16 protein-coding genes and 2 pseudogenes are annotated in these 18,620 nt (G+C 71.4%); 8 read left to right on the top strand and 10 right to left on the bottom strand.

Annotation, left to right across the window (positions count from 1 at the left end; all coding sequences use genetic code 11):
* The first annotated feature begins 24 nt into the window (after positions 1 to 24).
* From BCL76_RS30450 to BCL76_RS40045, 4 genes and pseudogenes are all read left to right on the top strand, one after another.
* The gene (locus BCL76_RS30450; RefSeq protein WP_109782576.1) at positions 25 to 675 is read left to right on the top strand and encodes a DUF6230 family protein; all 651 of its coding nucleotides are present in this window, start codon (positions 25 to 27) and stop codon (positions 673 to 675) included.
* A complete protein-coding gene (locus BCL76_RS30445) occupies positions 666 to 1,112 on the top strand; it encodes a DUF6114 domain-containing protein (protein ID WP_109782575.1) in 447 nt (148 codons plus the stop codon). Before BCL76_RS30450 ends, BCL76_RS30445 begins: the two co-directional genes overlap by 10 nt.
* On the top strand, positions 1,109 to 1,759 hold the full coding sequence (locus tag BCL76_RS30440; RefSeq protein ID WP_109782574.1) for a hypothetical protein: 651 nt from the start codon (positions 1,109 to 1,111) through the stop codon (positions 1,757 to 1,759). The genes BCL76_RS30445 and BCL76_RS30440 overlap by 4 nt, the downstream gene beginning before the upstream one ends.
* 358 nt (positions 1,760 to 2,117) lie before the next feature.
* Positions 2,118 to 2,423, top strand: a pseudogene (locus BCL76_RS40045) (penicillin acylase family protein); the annotation flags it as partial.
* Between the two features lie 207 nt (positions 2,424 to 2,630).
* Here BCL76_RS40045 and BCL76_RS30435 read toward each other — a convergent pair.
* Positions 2,631 to 3,229 (bottom strand): annotated as a pseudogene (locus BCL76_RS30435) (penicillin acylase family protein); the annotation flags it as partial.
* A 2-nt stretch (positions 3,230 to 3,231) separates the two neighbouring features.
* Positions 3,232 to 4,467 (bottom strand): RNA-guided endonuclease InsQ/TnpB family protein, encoded by a 1,236-nt coding sequence (locus tag BCL76_RS30430; protein WP_109782573.1) that lies wholly within the window; start codon positions 4,465 to 4,467, stop codon positions 3,232 to 3,234.
* Between the two features lie 141 nt (positions 4,468 to 4,608).
* Between BCL76_RS30430 and BCL76_RS40545 the strand changes: the two genes are divergently transcribed.
* A complete protein-coding gene (locus BCL76_RS40545) occupies positions 4,609 to 4,761 on the top strand; it encodes a transposase (RefSeq protein ID WP_375137983.1) in 153 nt (50 codons plus the stop codon).
* A 448-nt stretch (positions 4,762 to 5,209) separates the two neighbouring features.
* Here the strand turns inward: BCL76_RS40545 and BCL76_RS30415 are convergent, their stop codons facing one another.
* The gene (locus tag BCL76_RS30415; RefSeq protein WP_109782572.1) at positions 5,210 to 5,488 is read right to left on the bottom strand and encodes a hypothetical protein; all 279 of its coding nucleotides are present in this window, start codon (positions 5,486 to 5,488) and stop codon (positions 5,210 to 5,212) included.
* Between the two features lie 222 nt (positions 5,489 to 5,710).
* Here BCL76_RS30415 and BCL76_RS30410 point away from each other — a divergent pair, with 222 nt between their 5' ends.
* Positions 5,711 to 6,025, top strand: a complete 315-nt coding sequence (locus tag BCL76_RS30410) for a DUF2087 domain-containing protein (RefSeq protein WP_109782735.1) — start codon at positions 5,711 to 5,713, stop codon at positions 6,023 to 6,025.
* Here BCL76_RS30410 and BCL76_RS30405 read toward each other — a convergent pair.
* The 5 genes from BCL76_RS30405 to BCL76_RS30385 all read right to left on the bottom strand — a co-directional run bounded on the left by BCL76_RS30405 (position 5,998) and on the right by BCL76_RS30385 (position 11,559).
* The gene (locus BCL76_RS30405) at positions 5,998 to 6,762 is read right to left on the bottom strand and encodes a metallophosphoesterase (protein WP_109782571.1); all 765 of its coding nucleotides are present in this window, start codon (positions 6,760 to 6,762) and stop codon (positions 5,998 to 6,000) included. The genes BCL76_RS30410 and BCL76_RS30405 overlap by 28 nt on opposite strands.
* A gap of 87 nt (positions 6,763 to 6,849) precedes the next feature.
* Complete coding sequence (locus BCL76_RS30400; RefSeq protein WP_146228445.1) at positions 6,850 to 8,655, bottom strand: hypothetical protein; 1,806 nt, start codon at positions 8,653 to 8,655, stop codon at positions 6,850 to 6,852.
* A gap of 17 nt (positions 8,656 to 8,672) precedes the next feature.
* The gene (locus tag BCL76_RS30395; RefSeq protein WP_109782569.1) at positions 8,673 to 9,212 is read right to left on the bottom strand and encodes a hypothetical protein; all 540 of its coding nucleotides are present in this window, start codon (positions 9,210 to 9,212) and stop codon (positions 8,673 to 8,675) included.
* Between the two features lie 184 nt (positions 9,213 to 9,396).
* Positions 9,397 to 10,824 (bottom strand): dihydrolipoyl dehydrogenase family protein, encoded by a 1,428-nt coding sequence (locus tag BCL76_RS30390; RefSeq protein ID WP_109782568.1) that lies wholly within the window; start codon positions 10,822 to 10,824, stop codon positions 9,397 to 9,399.
* 147 nt (positions 10,825 to 10,971) lie between these two features.
* Positions 10,972 to 11,559, bottom strand: a complete 588-nt coding sequence (locus BCL76_RS30385; protein WP_109782567.1) for a TetR/AcrR family transcriptional regulator — start codon at positions 11,557 to 11,559, stop codon at positions 10,972 to 10,974.
* Positions 11,560 to 11,767: 208 nt separating this feature from the next.
* Between BCL76_RS30385 and BCL76_RS39185 the strand changes: the two genes are divergently transcribed.
* Entirely contained in the window at positions 11,768 to 12,169 is a 402-nt protein-coding gene (locus BCL76_RS39185; RefSeq protein ID WP_309136873.1) for a CU044_2847 family protein, read from the top strand.
* On the top strand, positions 12,166 to 16,458 hold the full coding sequence (locus tag BCL76_RS30380; protein ID WP_181382793.1) for an nSTAND1 domain-containing NTPase: 4,293 nt from the start codon (positions 12,166 to 12,168) through the stop codon (positions 16,456 to 16,458). Before BCL76_RS39185 ends, BCL76_RS30380 begins: the two co-directional genes overlap by 4 nt.
* A gap of 45 nt (positions 16,459 to 16,503) precedes the next feature.
* On the opposite strand, the gene BCL76_RS30375 is transcribed toward BCL76_RS30380, so the two are convergent.
* Both BCL76_RS30375 and BCL76_RS30370 read right to left on the bottom strand, forming a co-directional pair.
* Positions 16,504 to 16,902: a thioredoxin family protein gene (locus tag BCL76_RS30375; protein ID WP_109782565.1), complete on the bottom strand. Its 399-nt coding sequence runs from the start codon at positions 16,900 to 16,902 to the stop codon at positions 16,504 to 16,506.
* A 236-nt stretch (positions 16,903 to 17,138) separates the two neighbouring features.
* Positions 17,139 to 18,578, bottom strand: a complete 1,440-nt coding sequence (locus BCL76_RS30370) for an aldehyde dehydrogenase family protein (protein ID WP_109782564.1) — start codon at positions 18,576 to 18,578, stop codon at positions 17,139 to 17,141.
* Positions 18,579 to 18,620: the final 42 nt, after the last annotated feature.

Below are 18,620 nucleotides of genomic sequence, written 5' to 3'. Positions count from 1 at the left end.
ACAGCCGAAATAAGGGACGTTCTCATGACCGGTTCTCCCCATTTATCCGACCCGTCCGGCGCCTCCGACCCGTCCGAAGATACTTCCGGCCGCGTCCGCTGGCGCCGGTTCGCCGTCCTGACCCTCCCCGCCGTCGCCGTGACCGCCGGCCTCGGTATCGCCCTCGCGCAGGGCGTGCTCGCCGCCTCGTTCGCCGTGTCGGGACAGCAGTTCAAGGTGTCGGCGAGCAGCCTCGAGGGCGAGGGCTTCGCCCAGTACGGCAGCGTGGACGTCAACGCCCGCCAGGAGCTCATCCCGGTGGCAGTCACCGCCATCAGGGAGGCCAAGCTCCACAGCCTCTGCCAGTCCGTGGTCACCTCGCTCCCGGTGATCGGGGACATCTCGCTCAACCTCACCGCCGGGGACAAGTCCCCCGTCGAGGCGAGCAACCTCTTCGTCGACGCCACCCAGCTCTCGGGCGACGCCGTCTTCAGCAACATCGAGATCGGGCGGGACGCCTCCACCCTCGACAAGGGTCCCGCCGAGGCCCAAGGGATGCAGGACCTCTTCGCCCAGCAGGCCGACACGGTCAGCATCACCGACCTCCGGCAGACGGCGTGGGCGACGAACGCCGGCACCTTCAAGCTCTCCGGCCTGAGCATGAACGTCAGCAAGGGCAAGAAGGAATGCTTCTGAACCTACGGCGGCGCTGGCAGCGGTGGCGGCGCAGCAGACCTTTCTGGGGCGGGCTGTTCGCGATCCTGGCCGGGTCATGGATCTGCGTCCTGCCGCTGGCACCGCTGAAGATCATGCTCCAGCAGGGGGTGGCGGGTATCCCGTCCGTCCTGATGGGCATCGTGATGATCGTGCTCGGGCTCACCGCGTGGTTCTCTCCCCCACAGCGTTCCCTCGCGGGTGTCCTCACCACCCTGATCGCCACCGCCGCTCTGGTCCTGTCGAACCTCGGCGGATTCCTGATCGGCACGCTCCTCGGCATCCTCGGCGGCGGCCTGATGTTCGCCTGGCAGCCGCACGTCGCCCGGGGCGCCCGCAGTGCCCCGAAGGCGGAGTCCGCCGCGGCCGCACCCTCTCCCCCCACCCCGCACCACGATCCCCAAGGAGCACAGCCATGAGCCGTACGCGCACCGCGCTCGCCCTCGGGACGGCCGTCGCCGGAGCCATCACGCTCGCCTCGGTCACCGCCTCCGCCGCCCCCTTACCGCTGGCCGGGTCGACCACCGTCACCCCGGCCGGGCACGCGTTCCGGGCCACCCTCAGCGGGAAGGCCACCTTCAAGGCCGGTTCGGTCACCGTGACCTGTACGGCCTCCGTCGCCACCGGCAGCGTGCCGGCAGCCCCCGGCAACACCAACCCGGCCGGGGCGGTGTCCTCGCCGATCTCGGCGCCCACCTACAGCTCCTGCACGTCCAGCATGTGGGGAGTGACGCCCACGGTCACCACCAGCGGTGCCTGGACGGTGTCGATGCAGAACGGCGCCCCGATCACCACCACCCTGGGCCTGCCGGTCGGCGGTCTGGTGGTCCAGACGAGCGGGCTCGCCTCCTGCACGGTCACCGCCGCACCCACCGCCCCGGCGAACGCCGGCGGTACCTGGACCAACGGGTCGCCCTCGACCCTGACCTTCACGAACGTCTCGGTTCCGGTCACGGTCACCGGCGGGTTCGGCTGCCCGACGAGCGCGACCACGTCCATCTTCAACGCGGTGTACAAGGTCACGGACACCACCGACCCGGCGCAGCAGATCACCGTCGGTCCCTGAGCCGTCCGAGCGGCCCCGGCCCGTCGGTTCCCGGAGCGTTCCGGGAACCGACGGGCCGTCGTGCGCCTCAAGCCTTTCGTACGGCTCGTACCGTCAGCGGTGCGCGGCGAACTCCGTCACCTGCTGATAGGTCCCGGCACGCGGTGAGCGAGCCGCCCCCGCAATGGACCTGGGACGGCGGATCGACGACCGGCCGCCCGAGCACCATGCGCAGGTCCTCGTCGGCGTAGCTCCACCAGCCGTACTGGAAGGCCGACCCGGCGTGCGAACCGGTGGGCCCGTGGCCCGCGTTGGGCGCCTCCTCCACGGTCAGGGAGGCGCGCAGGGCGTCGTAGAGGGGCCCCGAGGCCGGGCCTGAATCCTCGACCGCCGAGTCAAAGCGCTGGTGGCGGCGGGCGGGGTGACCCGGGCCAAGCTGACCGGCGCCATGGCCGAGGCCGCGGTCACCGACCTGCGCGCCTAGAACCTGCTGCCCGAGCTGCTCGCCGTCCTGCGCAGTGCACCCGTCACCGATGCGGCGGTTAGCGCGGCGATCGACAAGCTGGCCGCCTGGCAGGCGAGCGGGACCCAGCGCATGGAGACCGCCCAGGGTTCGAAGACGTACGCGCACGCGGACGCCGTCCGGATCATAGACGCCTGGTGGCCGCTGCTGATCGAGGCCGAGGTCGCCGCGGTGCACGGCGCCCATCCCGAAACCAGCCGCCCCGTAGTCCTTGGCCTGCTTGTTGTTCCAACTGATGCAGTAGTGCAGCCCGATGGACTGCGGGTGTTCGCCGCAGGCGCTGATGCCGAGGCCCTGGAGCTCCTGCAGGATGAGGAGTTGGGGGGCGAGGTGGCCGGTTGCGGCCCGAAGACGGCCACGGGGCGGCCGCTCGACCAGTCCGTACCTCCGTTGGGCGGCCAGCAGGGACAGGGCTGCCTGAACCTCGCCGCCTCCACCGCCGAACAGGCCGCCGACGACGGAGGCGAGGGCGATCAGGTCGGTGATCTTGAAGGGCTTGATCTCACCGTCGTTGGTGATCGAGTCGATGTGCCCGGTGAGAACGTACTCGCCCGGGAAATAGCGGCCGTTCTGGAATGGGTGCGGTAGAGGTTGATGCCGTCCACGTGCGCTTGGGCGTCCTCCATGGTGAAGCGCCTCGCTCGCCCTCGGTGTTGCGGATGCGGTCCACCTGGGCCTACAGGTGGGCCTCGGTGTACGGGGCCCACGGCCAGAACTGCTGCTCCAGGCCCTGGTTGGCGAGGGCGTCGCTGGCGAAGGGGGTCAGGTCCCCGCGGCCGACGTGCCGGAAGAGGTCCATCTGCCATAGGCGGTCCTAGGCTGCGGCGTAGCCCGCGCCGCGGGAGGTTCCGTAGCGGGTGGTGCCCTTGATGTGGGGGCGCCGGTCTTCTTGTCGCGGGTGATGGTGACGTCGGGCGTGCGCTGGTGGTCGATTCGACCTGCTCGGCTGGGACTCCGAAGGAGGCGTTGGTCAACTACCCGGCCCTGAAGGGCCAGGTTTGGAGGTAGAGCCCAACTGGCTGCTGGGTGGTCTCCTCCGTCCAGCACCCTGAGCGGGTGCAGGGGCGTGTGACTCCGCCCCGCTCCGCCACAACTGCCACGCACGGGCGCGGATGTTGCGGGAGGCATTGCGGTCGGCGTGATCAACGAATCCGCACGACCGGCACGCGAACCGTCCCTGAGAGACACGGTTCAGCTTGTCTGTGCATCCGCACTCCGCGCACATGCGGGAGGTGTACGCGGGGTCGACGAACAGCATGGGGACACCGGCCCTGCGGGCCTTGTACTCCACGAACTGTCCGAGCTGGGCGAAAGCCCAGGAGTGCAGCGCGACCCGTTGGGGCTTACGGAGCCGTACCCGGGTGCGGATACCGGCAAGGTCTTCCATGCCGATTCCGCGCCCGGTGCGTTCAGCCTCGATCACGATGCGCTTGGAGATGATGTGGTTGGCCTCGGTCGCCTTGCGCTGCTCCTTGCGGCGCTGCCGCTTGAGGACCCGCTTGGCGGACCGGGTGCCCTTCTTCTGGAGCTTCGCCCGCAGGGCAAGCTGACGCTTGCGGTAGCGGTTCAGCTTGCGTCCGGCGTGGATCTTCCCGTCCGAGGTGGTGGCGATGTTGACGATGCCCAGGTCTACGCCGAGGAAATCGGCCGGCTCGTACTGCTCGGCCTCGGGGACCTCGCACGTGGCGATGAGGAACCACATGCCGTCACGGTGGACCAGGTCGGTCTCGCCCTTGCGGTGATCGGACAGCAGCTTGCGGGCCTGCTCAGAGCAGATGAACCGTACGCCCCGGATACGTCCTGCGGTAGTCCAGATGCTGACGGTCCGCTCGTCCACCCGCCAGCTCAAGCACCGGTCGTCGTACGGCTGGGCCGCGGCCGGCCGGAAGCCGATCGGCTGGGCCTCCGCCTTGGCGCGGCGCTTCGAGCCTCCCTTGCCGAGGTTCCCGTTGCGGATGTTCGCCCGCAAGGTGGTGTACGCGTCGGCGACCTTCCGCAGTACGTGCAGCGCGGGCTGCGCCGACAGTCCCCGGTCTTTCAGGTCGCGGTAGGCGAAGCCCTGCAGCGCCTTGCGGGAGAACTCACCCCGCTCATGCGCCTGTCCGGACAGCCAGTTCGCTGCATCGTTCGCCGCGCGCAGGGTGCACTCGAGCGCCGACGCCACCTCGGGCGTCGGCATGAGGCGAACCTGCACGACGATCTTCATGCATATCACCGTAGCATCGTGTCTGTGTCACCAAGGGGGGAATCGAGCCCCGATATACGCAGGGGGTCGAAGCGTCGTCCACACCCTTCACGCCCATCTGGTCTTCGTCCCGAAGGTACCCGGCGCTGAGTCTTCACCGACGTGCTCCTGACGCGCTGCGAAGAGATCAGGCGGAAGGTCTGCGAGAAGGACAATGCCGAGCTGCGCGAGTGCAACGGCGAGCGCGATCACGTCCACCTCTCATTCAATACCCGCTGCAGGTCTAGGCCGTCTCTTTCGGATCGTGTCGGCTGAGCCCTCGGCGTCCGGTGCCGTGCCCGGCAAGGCGGAGGGGCGCCCGTGTACTGGACGTACTCGGTCGCCTCGACAACGCGGCCAGGTGCGGTGCCGGGCATCGCGGGCCCGGCAAGATTCGAAAGAGACGGCCTAGTCGTCGACGCTGGTCGGATCGCTCATGGGAGTATCCATCCGCCCACTACCTCTGCAAGGAGTACGCCGACCACATCCGCAAGTACCCGTGGGGCGAGCACTTCTGGTCCCTCTCGTACTTCGCGACCTCCGCCGACAGCCTCGATGTCCGTCATCACGGAGTACACGAGCAGCAAAAACGCCCGCTGTAACGCGGACGTCAGAGCAGCCCAAAGAAGCCATTCCTCCCGAGCCCTAACGGGCCGGAAGTCATGGCTAGAACACATTGAAGAAGTCGTTTACCTTCCGAGCCCTAACGGGCCGGAAGTCCTGGCTAGAACACATTGAAGAAGTCGTTTACCTTGGCGTCGGTGAATCCGGGATATCCGGCCACCAGGAAGTCGTAGCGCACCAGTTGGTCGGAAGCGTGGGCGGGCATGGTGCCGAAGGCCTTGTGCAGCAGGATCTGGGTGAGCGTCGCGTTGCCGTTCTGGCCGGGCGGCAGGATGTCGGAGCACTGGCCGCCGCAGTAGTCGGCGATCGGGAGCGGTATCGGATCGTCGGCGGGGGTGGCCGCGACCGCGGGGGCGAGGGGGGGAGAGCAGGGCGGCACCGAGGGCGATCAGCCCGGCGGCAACGGCGGTTCTCAGGCGAGCGGTGGGACGTCGCATACGTGCTCCTCCGTGGGGGCAAGGAACCGGTCACGGGGAGGGTACTGGCGGGACTACCACTCAGTAAGATGAACGACCGTCACTTTTAACCGCGGGTGCGGTCGTTCGCCGCCGTGCGGAAAATGCGTTGCCCCCGCGCGTGCGAACGGGCGAAGCTCGCCGACATGTCTCACAGCACCGAGCACCAACCCTCGCAGTCCGCCGCCCCGCGCCCGCCGCGCCGGGACGTCTCCGATCTCTTCTCCGGCGGCCGCCTCACCGTGATCCCGCGCAAGGTCGCCCGGCGCGAGCAGTTGCTGGCCCACCTCGCGGAGACCCTGTTCACGGCGGACCGGGAGTACACGGAGCCCGAGGTGAACGACGCGCTGCGGACCGTTCACGAGGACTGCTCGGCGTTGCGGCGCTATCTGATCACCTCGGGCCGGCTCACCCGGACCCGTGACGGCCGTGCCTACCGACGGGCGGCGACCACCCTGTAGTGGGTCGTCAGTCGGCCGTCGTCACCGATCACGTGGAAGGCGACGGCCGGCGGCTCGTCGAGGTGCACGTGCTCGTCGGCCCCGGTCCGCGGCTCCCAGGGCAGCCGGAGCGTGGAGACCACCCCGGGCGCGACCAACAGCGGCCGACCGGCGAACGTGGTGGCCGCGGCGGTGTGCGCGTGCCCGCACAGGAAAGCGGTCAGGTGCGGGTGGCGCTCGGCGAGGGCGGCGAGTCGCTCCTCACCGAACTGGCGGATCTCGTCCACGTACGGGGTGTGCAGCGACACCGGCGGGTGGTGGAAGGCGACCAGCACCGGGATCTCCGGCGCGGTCTCGGTCAGTACGCCGTCCAGCCAGGCCAGGGTGGACTCCTCCAGGTGTCCGTGGTGCTCACCGGGAACGGACGAGTCGCAGACGGCGAGGACGAAGCCCTCGCCGCGCAGCACCTGGTTGACGGGCTCGGTGGAGGGGGACGTCTCCCCCAGCAGGCCGCGCCGGAAGGCGGCCCGCTCGTCGTGGTTGCCGGGGCAGACGACCAGCGGGTGGCGCGAGCGCAACAGCTTCGCGGCCTCCTCGTACTCGGCGTCCGTGGCGTGGTCGGCTATGTCCCCGCTGACGAGTACGGCGTCCAAGTCGTGGGGAAGGGAGTCGAGATACTCCATGACGGCACGGGTGCGGTCGGCAGCGCGCCGGTCACCGTCGAGATGGACGTCGCTGAGGTGGGCGATCACGATCACGTGCGGTGTCTCCTTCGTCTCCGGTCAAGACAGTGGGGCTGACACCCATTCAACACGCCGAACCACCACCGACCCCCGCCGACCGGGTCACCGACCGTCGGACGGTGTTGCGGGGCGGAGCCGGGTGCGGGTGCGGGTGCGGCGCAGCAGTACCGCGCCGGCGGTCGTGAGGACGACGGCGCTCCCGGCGAGGGTGGCCACGGCGACGCCGGTGGAGGCGAGCGCACCATCGCCGGGTGTGGTGGGGTCGCCGCCCCCGACCGTGGCTCCGGTCGAACCGCCGCCGACGGTGCCCGGGGTACCGGAAGCGCCGCCGGAGCCGCCGCCGGAGCCGCCATCGGGAACGGAGCCGCCGCCGGAGCCGCCCGTCGTGCTCCCGGCCGAGCCGGTGGAGCCCGTCCCGTCGGTGTGCCCGGCGCCCCCGCTCGTGGCGGGGCCGCCGTCGCCGCTGCCGCCGGCGGTGGGGTCCGGGATGGTGACGGTGAGCGTGGCGACGGCGGTTCGGGCCGCACCGGCGTCATTGGCGAACTCCGCCCGGTAGCGCCGGCCGCTGTCGGAGAGCGCCGCCGTGAAGGTGTACGTCGGCGAGATGGCGCCGGCCACGGCCTGCCAGGTCCGGCCCGCGTCCGTACTGACCTGCCAGACGACGGTGGGCCGAGGCATTCCCTCGGCCTCCGCCGTCAGCGAGACCTCGGTCCCGGCCGCCACCGAGCGGTCCGCCGGGCTCCGGGTGACCCGTGGGGAGGTGGCCCGTTCCAGCCGGGTGATCCGGCCGGCCACCGGGTCCGATACGAAAACGCTCGCGCCGCCGGGCTCGACGGCTACGGCCGCGCTGCCCAACTGCACGTGGATGCCAGGGAGTACGACCGGCTCCACGATCTCCTGGAGGTCACGGGTGCGGTGCACGGTGAGCGTTCCGTCGTTGTCGCTGCCCGGCTGCGAGCTGTCCCCCGCGTCCTGCCACACCACGTACGCCTGGTGCGTGGTGGCGTCGAAAGCCGCAGCCCGGGGCATGTCGGTACCCGTGCCCCGGAGGGTGCCGAGCCGCTTGCCGGTCGCGTCGTGCACGACGACGGAGGAGTCGAGCCCGACCCACACCGCGCCGGTCTGCGGATCCACCTCCGTGAACCCGCCGAAACCCTCCCCGGCCGGGAGTGCCACGGTCCCGGTGACCTGGAAGGAGGCGGCGTCGATCCGGTACATCCGGCGGTGGGCGATGTCCGTGAACCACACGGTGCCGCGCGCCGCGTCGACCGCGAACCCGTCACCGCCCTCCAGTGTGACGGAGCGCTTCACCGCCGCCGTGGCGATGTCGACCTCCGACAGTACGGGGCCTTGCGCGACCAGCACCGTCGAGGGGGTGAGCCCGGCGGTGGCGTGGGTGACGGCCGCACCCGGCACCCACGCGCCCGCCGCCGCGGCGTCGCCGTCCTTCGCGGTACCGATGCCGCGCAGGGGATAGAGGAAGACCGCCCCGTCACCGGCCAGCGGCGCGAGGAGCTGCCGCACCGCCCGCCGGCCGAGGGTGCCGGTGGGCCCCGGTGCCTGGCCGACGGTGCTCCGCACCTTGCCGTCGGCGGGGTCCAGGACGTGCAGCCCGCTCTCGTCGACGTCGGCGGTCTCGGGCAGATCGTCCGAACCGACATACAGCTTCTTCGAGTCCGGGTGCAGCATCAGGTCACGGGGCTTGCCCACTGCGGCGAACTGCGCCACCGACCGGTACACGACGGCGCCGTGCGGTGCGTCGGCCCCCTCACCCCCGGCTGCCGATACGGGACTTCCGGTGGCGGCCGAGGCCAGTACGAGCGCCAGCGCGGCGGTTGCGGCGCCGGCGCGACCGGGGGTGAGGGGGTGTCGGGGTGTCATGGCTTCCTCGTCGACGGGTCGGGTCAAGGTCCACAGGACAGCGCCTAGTTGAAGTTCACCGGGACGTGGACGTCGTACTTGCGGTTCGAGGAGTTGAAGTGGTCGGCGCGCGTGACGATGGCGCACTCGACGGTTTCGCCGCAGATCTGGCCGCCGCCGAGGTCGGCCTTCACGTGGATGGTCACGCTGAAGGTGCCGCCCGTACCGAACTTGGAGGTGTTGGCGAGAGTTCCGCCGAAGGTGTTGTTGATCCAGTGCGAGGCGCCGGTGGTGCCCGACTGGTCCGAACCGCCCAGGCAGGGGGTGGGCTTGCTCGCGCCGGGTGCGCCGCTGACGGCGCAGAGGCTCACGTAGATGCCCTTGGCGGCGTTGTAACCGCTGCCCGTGACCGTGACGTTCTGACCGGTCGCCGCGGCGGCGGAGGGCGCGGTGAGGTTCAGGTCGAAGGTGGTCGCGCCGTCGGTGACCGTACGCGTGGAGGTGGCGGCCGAGGCGGAACCGGCCGCGCCGACGGCGAGCGCCACGGCGGCGGAGGCGGCGACGGCCGCGCGGGCGGCGGTACGGGGCAGGGAGGCAGCACGCATCACTGGGACACCTTTCAGGCACAGGAGTTGTCGCAAGAATTAAGGTAAGGCTAACCTCATTTCGATCAAGGTGGCACGCCTACTTCACGCCATCCGCACGGCGCAACAGAACGGCGCAACAGAACGGCCCGGCCGCGCCATGCGGCGCGGCCGGGCCGTATCCGGTCCCCCGGAGGGCCTGCGCTCACCCCCGGTAGGTCTCCAGCAGTCGCAGCCAGACCTCGCTGATGGTCGGGAACGACGGGACCGCGTGCCACAGCCGCTGGATCGGGACCTCACCCACGACCGCGACGGTGGCCGCGTGCACCAGCTCCGCGGCGCCGGGGCCGACGAAGGTCGCCCCGAGGAGGACCTCGCGGTCGAGGTCGACGATCATGCGGGCCCGGCCCTTGTAGCCGTCGGCGTACAGACCGGCGCCGGAGACCTTGGACATGTCGTAGTCCACGGCGCGCACCCGGTGCCCGGCCCGTTCGGCCTCGGCCAGGGTCAGGCCCACGGCGGCGGCCTCCGGGTCGGTGAACACCGCCTGCGGGAGGGCGCGGGTGTCGGCGGTCGGCGTGTGCGCGCCCCACGGCGCGGTGTCCAGCGGGGTGCCGGCGGCGCGGGCCGCGATCACGGCGCCCGCGATCCGGGCCTGGTACTTGCCCTGATGAGTGAGGAGCGCGCGATGGTTGACGTCTCCGACGGCATACAGCCAGTCGTGCCCCGGCACCCGGCAGGTGTCGTCCACATCGATCCACCGACCGACCGGCAGCCCGACGGTGTCCAGTCCGATGTCCTCGGTCCGCGGCGCGCGCCCCGTCGCCATCAGCAGTTCGTCGCCCTCCAGCGTCTCGCCGCCTTCCAGGACCACGCTGACGGGGCCGGTCGAGCCGTCCCGTACCACGGCCTCCACCGACACCCCGATCCGGACCACCGCCCCGGCCTCGCGCAGCGCCTCGGCCACCAGTTCGCCCGCGAAGGGCTCCATCCGTGGCAGCAGCCCGGGGCCGCGTGCGAGGACGGTGACCTGTGAGCCGAGGGCCTGCCAGGCGGTGGCCATCTCGACGGCCACCACCGAGCCGCCCACGATCAGCAGCCGGCCGGGGGCCTCCTGCGCGGAGGTCGCCTCACGGCTGGTCCAGGGGCGGGCCCCGGCGATCCCGGGAAGGTCCGGGATCACGGCCCGGGTGCCGGTGGCGACGACGACCGCGTGCCGGGCCGACAGGATGTGGTGCTCGCCCTCGGGGCTGGTGACGGCGACCTTGCGGACCCCGTAGAGCCTGCCGTGACCCCGGTACACGTGGGCACCGATCGAGTCGATCCAGTCGATCTGGCCCTGGTCCTTCCAGTCACCGGTCCAGTAGTTGCGGTGCGCGAGCACCGCCGCCGTGTCCAGGGGCCCTTGGACGGCGTCGGCCAGACCCCGCACGCGGCGGGCGTCGGCCCGGGCCAGCACCGGGCGCAGCAGTGCCTTGCTGGGGACGCACGCCCAGTACGAGCACTCGCCGCCCACCAGTTCGCTCTCGACGAGCGCCGTGCTCAGCCCGGCGGCGCGGGTCCGGTCGACGATGTTCTCACCGGCCGGCCCTCCACCGAGGACCACCACGTCGTACTCCACCGCTTCCGACACAGGCACCTTCCAAGGGTTCCAGAGGGTCCACCAGGACCCGCGAGAATCCCGGTCAGGGGCTAATGCTCCGTCACTCTACGTGTGGTCCGCGCGGGATGCGCGAGATGATGGGCGGCGTCGGCGTGGTGAGGTCCCACGGCGGCCGGGTCAGGCGCCGACCGAACGCCAGATGTGGTCGGGCAGTTCACGGGCGGCTTCCTCCAGGTCGACGTCTCCCACGGTGAGCCAGCGCCGGACCACGGCGACCACCGGTCCCAGGACCAGGGACTCGATCAAGGGCGTGGAGAGCGCGGCGAGTTCGCCCGATTCCTGGTGGGCCCGGATCCAGTGGGCGATCGGTGTCAGCCGGGCCTCCTGGGAATCACGCATCCGGCGCGCGTTCGCCATGCCCAGACGATCCGCGGTGACGGAGTGGATGAGGCGGGCCGCGTCGGGTCGGTCCCGTACGAAGTCCAGGTAGGCCAGTACGACGGCGCGTATGCCGGAGCGGGCGTCGGCCGCCTGCAGCAGCGCCGGGGCGAGCTCCTTCAGGAGCTCCTCCAGGGAGCGTGTCGCGAGTGCGGCGACCACGCCGTCGAGGCTGCCGAAGTGGTGGTAGATGCTTCCGGAACTGACCCCGCTGGCCCCGGTGATGGTTCCGAGGTTGAGACCGGCCTCCCCGGACGCCGCGTAGAGGTGCAGCGCCGCGTCCAGGACCTGTTCGACGGTGGCTTCGCCGCGTTGTTGCTTCGGCATCGGGCAGGCGTCCTCGGTCTCCTCGCGGCGGCGGATCTCCTCGATCCTCGTCGGGTTCAGCCTAAGGCACCACCATTACTGGATTTTTTTCTAGAAATACTTTTCATTCCGGGAGGGCGGGGTCCACACTGGGCCGCCCTGGGCTCGGACGGCGGCGTGCGCTGCCGAGGGACTGGGGACACGAGAAGGGGGAGACGTGGTGTATCACGTGGAGTTACCGATCGGCGGCGCGGACGGGCCGCAGGACGTGGTGCGGGTCGAGGTCGTGGAGACCGGCGAGGACGGCCTGGTCCGGGTCGCCCGGCCGGGGCAGGTGATGGTGCGCGCCTCACGGTCGTTGGCGGAGATGGTGACCGGGATCCGACCGGTCGCTCAGAGCTTCGTCGACGGCTTCCGGGGTATGGCGCAGGCGCCCGACGAACTCAACCTCGAATTCGGGCTGTCGATCTCCGCCGAGGCCGACGTCGTCATCTCGAGTACGGCGGCCGAGGCCAACTTCAAGATCTCGCTCACCTGGACACGCTCCCCGTCGGACCCGCCGTCCGAACCGCCCTCCGAACCGACGCCCCACCCGCCGCCCGGCCCCGTCGCGGCGGAGCCGACGCCGTGACCGGGCCGCAGACCTGGGAGGGGGTCGGCCCGAAGGCCCTGAACGCGGCGGTGCTGCGGATCCGCGACCTGCGAGGGGATCCCGTCGGCCTGGGCTTCCTCATCTCTCCCGAACTCGCCCTGACCTGCGCCCACGTGGTGGCCGCGGCGCTCGGGACGCCGCAGGACGAGGAGCCCCCACCCGCCGCCCGGATCCGCGTCGACCTGCCCCTGGCATCCGCCGGCGCCCCGGACGGCGCCGGGGTGTCCGCGAGCGTCGAACGCCTGCTGCCGCCACGCGAGGCGGGCGGCGGGGACATGGCACTCCTACGGCTCGACGCCCCGTTGGCCGGCGCCCACCCCGTACGGCTGATCGAGGCCGAGCAGGTGTGGGGCCATCCGGTACGGGCCTTCGGCTTCCCCGCCGGACGCCCGGGCGGAGTGTGGCACTCCGGAGTTCTGCGGGAGGCGCAGGCGTACGGCTGGATACAGGCGGACCTGGCCGACGGAGGCTACCCGGTCTCCCGGGGCTTCAGCGGCACCCCGGTATGGGACGAGAACCGCGTCGGCGTGGTCGGCATGATCGCCGTCGCCGAGTCGGGCCGGCCACCGGTCAGCTACCTGATCCCGACGGCCGGCATCCTTCAGGCCTGGCCCGAGCTGCGCCCGCTGACTTTGCCGCCGTCGCCGTTCCGCAGCCTCACGGCCTTCCGGGAGAGCGACGCCCCGCACTTCTACGGCCGGCAGGCGGAGAGCGAGGAGTTGGACCTCGCGCTGGCCGGCGAACAATGGGTGGCCATCGTGGGCGCCTCCGGATCCGGCAAGTCCTCCTTGGCCCTGGCCGGGGTCGTCCCCCGGCTCCGGCGGTCGGGGGCCTCGGCGGTCGTCGTACGACCGACCCACGGCAGCAGTCCCCTGGCCGTCCTCGCGGCCGCGCTGCTGCCGCTGCTGGAGCCCGAGCTGTCCGAGACGGAGCGCCTCGCCCGGATCTCCGACCTGACCGGGGTACTGCGCCGCGGCGGACTCGCCGATGTCGTGGCCCGCGTACTCGACCTGTCCGGCAGCCGTCGACTGCTCGTCGTGGTCGACCAGTTCGAGGAGCTCCTCGCGCTCGCTCCGGAAGCCGTCGACGAACTGGCCGATGTCCTGTTCGCCGATGCCCTGCCGCAGCAGGTCCGGGTGCTGACCACACTGCGGGCCGACTTCCTGGAGACGGCGCTGGCGCATCCCCGGCTCGGGGCGGTCATCGGCCGACGTGTCCACGCCCTCGGCCCCCTGGGACCCGAGCGACTGCGCGAGGTCGTGACCGCACCCGTGGACGCCGTCCCCTCGGTGCGGTACGAGGCCGGGCTCGTCGACCGCATCCTGCAAGACACCGGCACCGAGCCGGGCGCACTGCCCCTGCTGGGCTTCACCCTGGACCTGCTGTGGCGCGAGCAGCGCGGAGGACTGCTCACCTACCAGGCCTACCAGGACCTCGGCGGTGTCACCGGGGCGCTCAGCCTGCACGCCGATCAGGTCTGGGCCGAATACGTCCCCGAAGCGGACGCGCCGGTCGCCCGGCGGCTGTTCACCCAGCTCATCCGGGTCCCCGTGGGATCACCGGCCGCGACGCGCCGACTGGCCCTGCGCGGCGACCTGGACGAGGAGCAGTGGCAGGTCGCCCAACGGCTCGCCGCCACACGGCTCCTGATGACCGGCCGCAGCGCCGAGGGCGGTGAGAGCGTCGAGCTCACGCACGAGGCCCTGATCGGCGGCTGGGAGAAACTGGCGCGATGGGTCGAGAGCGACCGGTCCTTCCTCGTGTGGCGGGAGTCCCTGCGCCACGACATGGACCGCTGGGAGCGGGCGGAGCGGCCCTCGGAGCTACTGCCGACGAAGGTGATCCTCGCGGGTGCCGGGCAGTGGGTGCCCCGACGCGCCGACGATCTGAGCCCCGGCGAACGCGCCTACCTGGATGCCGGTCGCGCCCACCAGCGCTCCCGGGCCCGCCGGGTACGCGGCGCCCGGTCCGCCGTCTCCCTCGTCGTGGTCGTGGCCGTCCTGTTGGGGTCACTGTTCCTGCTCACGCGGCAGGAGAGCCTCCGACGCGACGCACTCGCCACCTCGCGGGCCCTGACGCAGGCGGCCCAGGACGTCGCGGCCACCGACCCCGCCCAGTCCGTGATGCTCGCGCTCGCGGCCTACCGGACCTCACCGACCCAGGAGGCCCGCAATCAGCTGCTGCGCCAACACCTGGAGTACTCGGACAAGAGCCGGGTCGTCTCGGGCCTGCTGGGCACGGTACTGAGCATGCAGGCCAGCTTCGACGGCAACGTGGTGCTGGCCACCTCCAAGAACGGCAGGGCGACGCTCTTCACGGGCGTCACCACCGGCCGTATACGCAGCGCGCAGGTGCCCTCGGTCGGGCAGGTGAAGTTCCCGTTGGTCTCGGCCGACGGGAAGCGGGCCGGCTACGTCCAGGAGGACGGGGTCGCCGCCTGGTTCCCGGTACACGCCGACCGTGAGGAGCCGTTGGGCGAGCTGCACAAGCTCGCCCCCGCTCCGGGAGCGGCCATCGGCACGAACAAAGGGCTGGGCCCCAGCATGTCGGTGGACGGGACACTGATCGTCCACCGGGTGCTGGACCACCTGGTCTGGTGGGACCTGGACAGCGGGGCCGTCACCCGCTCCACGCGTGCGCCCACGGACGTCCCCGGTGGCAGTACGGACGATTTGTGGATCGGCGCGGACAACCGGACCCTGCTGCTTCGGCGGAGCACCGCGGGCACCAACAACACGGTCCTGCTCGCCTACGACCCGGCGACCGACGCGACACGTGTCGTCGGCGACAGGGTGGACATCATCGAGCTCTCCGGAGACCGGACGACAGCCGTGGCGTGCACCGAGCAGCCCGACAACGCGACGGTGAGCCTCCTGCGGATCTCCGACGGCACCCGACAGGGGGAGCCGTACATCGAACAGGACAAGCGGTACAGATCCGGAGTATGCCTTCCCCATGCGGTCGACACGGACGGCACACGGGTCGCGCTGTGGGCCAACGACTCGCTGCGGCTGATCGATCTGCCGCAGCACAAGGTGCTCTCCACCGTCCCCTCGACCTTCACCAAGGGGTCGAGCCGGCTGGCATCGGCCGACGGCAGGCTCTCCTACATCACGTTCCAGGACTCCGTGATCGCCTACACCGAACTCCCCGTCGGGGAATCCGTACTCCAGGTGGGCCAGCAGATCCTCACCCACGACGGCGGCAGAACGATCAGCTTGCTCGGCGACGGCTCCGCGCTGCAGGTACGGCCCGCGGAACCGGGCGCCAACGACCGGCTCATCGCCGAGGCCCCGCGCCGGACGCCGTACCGGAAGCCCGGGAACACCGACCTCATGAGACTGAGCAAGGACGGCCGCCTGCTCGCGGACCTGGAGGGGCCCAACGTCGTGTCCGTCCTCGACGCCTCCACCCTGCGCCGGCTGACCACCATCACCGCGGCCGAGCCGCCGGCCCAGGACACCACGCCACCGATCCTGGGAATCGGCGAGGAACCGGACTTCCTACACTTCTTCGACGTCGCCGGCAACGTCCTGACCGTCTCCGGGACCGTGGTCCAGCAGTGGGACGCGCGGACGGGACGGGAACTCGCCCACTACGACGCGAAGGCGCTGCTGCCCGTCGCGGGATCCGCGCCGAAGACCAACATCGGCCCCTACCCGGCTCCGAACAAGGTCGCCGTGACCGTCTGGGGCGACCCGGCGGTCCGTATCGTCGACATCACCACGGGCACCGTCACCGAGACCGTCCGCACCACCGAGGACGTCCTCGCCGTGCAGTTCGACCCCAGCGGCCGCTACTTCGCTCTGATGCGCCGGGGCTCGATCGTCGAGCTGTGGCGGCGCTACCCGCTGCGCAAGGAGATAGGTCCCCTGCGCAGCACCTCCGAGGACTCCGACACCCCGACCGTCACCCGGTTCCGAGACGGCGACGGCCACTTCCTGATCGCCGCCGACAACGCGGTCCGGACCTACGGCATCGAGGAACGCGCCCTTGTGGAGTCGTACGAATTCGGTCCGCCGCCGAACCCGATCCTGAGCTCGGTCTTCGGCTCCGGCACCCGTCCGTACTCCTTCTTGGGCGTCTCCGAGGACTCCACGACGGTGATCTACGCCGACCCCTCCGGCCCCGGCGGTGTCCTGTCGCTCGACCCCGGGGCGTGGCAGCGCGGCCTGTGCAAGACCATCGGCAACCGGACGTTCACCGCCGAGGAGCGCAGGAGCCTCCCGGTCCGCGTCCCGGCGCAGCCGGTGTGCCCGGCGGGCTGAGGCGCCCGATCCGCCGGGCCCACGAGCCCGGCGGATCGACGGGCGTCAGGCCTGCGCCGTACCGGCGTCCCCGTCACCCGCACCCTGCTGCTCCGCGGCGATCTTCGCGCGGACCTCTTCCATGTCGAGGGCCCGGGCCTGCTCGATGAGGTCCGTCAGGGCCGCCTCGGGCAGCGCGCCGGGCTGCGCGAAGATGGCCACCTGGTCCCGGACGATCATCAGAGTCGGGATCGAGGTGATCTGGAAGGCTCCGGCCAGCTCCTGCTGCGCTTCGGTGTCCACCTTGGCGAACACCAGGTCGGGATGGGCGTCGGAGGCCCGCTCGTAGACCGGGGCGAACTGCAGGCACGGCCGGCACCAGCCCGCCCAGAAGTCGATCAGCACGAACGGATTCTCGCTGACCGTCTGGTCGAAGTTTTCCTTGGTGAGCTCGACTGTAGCCACGGTGTCCAGACCTCCTGTTGTGAGCCGTCTGCTCCCTTGAACGAAAGGCTCGCCTTCCGCATTCCGCACGGCCTAGGCCGTCTCTTTCGGATCGTGTCGGCCGAGCCCGCGGCGTCCGGTGCCGTGCCCGGCAAGGCGGAGGGGCGCCCGCGTACTGGACGTACTCGGTCGCCCCGACAACGCGGCCGGGTGCGGTGCCGGGCGTCGCGGGCCCGGCAGGATCCCAAAGAGACGGCCTAGAAGGGGTGGCCCGCGGGGCTGCTGCGGAGCGTGGTCCAGCGCAGTTCCGTGAAGGCGTCCAGGTTCGCCTCGCCGCCGAAGCGGGCACCGGTGCCGGAAGCGCCGACTCCGCCGAAGGGGGCGACGGCCTCGTCGTTGACCGTCTGGTCGTTGATGTGGGCGATCCCGGTCGGGATCCGATCGGCCAGGTCGAGCCCGCGCGCCGCGTCGCGGGTCACGATGCCGAGGGAGAGGCCGTAGGGGCCCGCCGAGGCCAGCGCCACCGCCTCCTCCTCCGTCGCGAAGGACCGTACGGGCGCCACGGGGCCGAAGACCTCCTCGGCGTAGGCGGGGGTGTCGTCGGCCACGCCCGCCAGGACGGTCGGCCGGTAGAACAGCTCCCGGTGCGTGCCGCCGGCCACGAGCTTGGCCCCCTGCCCGGTGCTGGCCTCCACCAGGGCGTGGACCCGGTCCAGCTGGGCGCGGTCGATCAGCGGGCCCAGGTGGACCCGCTCGCGGTACGGGTCTCCCACGGCCAGTTCCTCGGCGCGCGCGGCGAGCCGCTCGACGTACTCGTCGTACAGCGAGGCGTGCACGAGGTGCCGCCCGGCGGTCATGCAGATCTGGCCCTGGTGGAAGAACGAGCCCCAGGAGGCCTGGGCCACGGCGGACTCGATGTCGGCGTCGCGGAGCACGACGAGAGCCGAGTTCCCGCCCAACTCCAGCTGTACGCGCTTGAGGTGACGGCCCGCCAGTTCGCCGACGGACCGGCCGGCGGCGGTGGATCCGGTGAAGGACACCACCCGGACGTGCGGGTCCGCGACCACCGCCGCGCCCGTGCCGGCGCCGCCGGGCAGGACCTGCAGCAGCCCGCTCGGCAGCCCGGCGGCGGCGAAGACCGCGGCGAGGGCGAGACCACCGCAGACGGCGGTGCGCCGGTCCGGCTTGAGCAGCACCGCGTTGCCGAGCGCCAACGCCGGCGCGACCGAGCGGATCGCGAGGATCAGCGGGGCGTTGAAGGGAGCCACGACCCCGACCACGCCGGCCGGCACCCGGCGGGTGAAGGACAGCCGGGGCGCCTCGCTCGGCAGCACCTGCCCTGCGGGGCGGGAGGCCAGCGCGGCGGCCTCGTAGCATTCCTGCGCGGCGACGTGCAGCTCGAAGTCGGCCTTGCCGGGTATCGAGCCGGACTCTCGGACCAGCCATTCCCGCAGCTCGTCGGCGTGGGCGGTGAACAGGTCCCCGGCGCGGCGCAGCACGGCCGCTCGCTCCGGGTGGGTGGTGCGCGCCCAGTCCCGCTGCGCCGCGAGGCCCCGTGCGGCGGCCTCCGCCACATCGGCGGGCGCGGCGAGGTCGATGGTGGCGAGGGTACGGCCGGTGGCGGGTTCGACGACCGGGGCGGAGCCGCCGGTGAGGGTGGGTCCGTCCTGCCAGAGCGTCGGATCGAGGAGCGGCATGGCGCGGGGCCTCCGGGTGCGGATGGGCGGGGCGGGGGGCGG

Source organism: Streptomyces sp. CG 926, from assembly GCF_003148825.1.
Taxonomy (GTDB): Bacteria; Actinomycetota; Actinomycetes; order Streptomycetales; family Streptomycetaceae; genus Streptomyces.
Note: the sequence above shows the minus strand (reverse complement) of the source record. Positions and strands in the feature narration are given on the sequence as shown.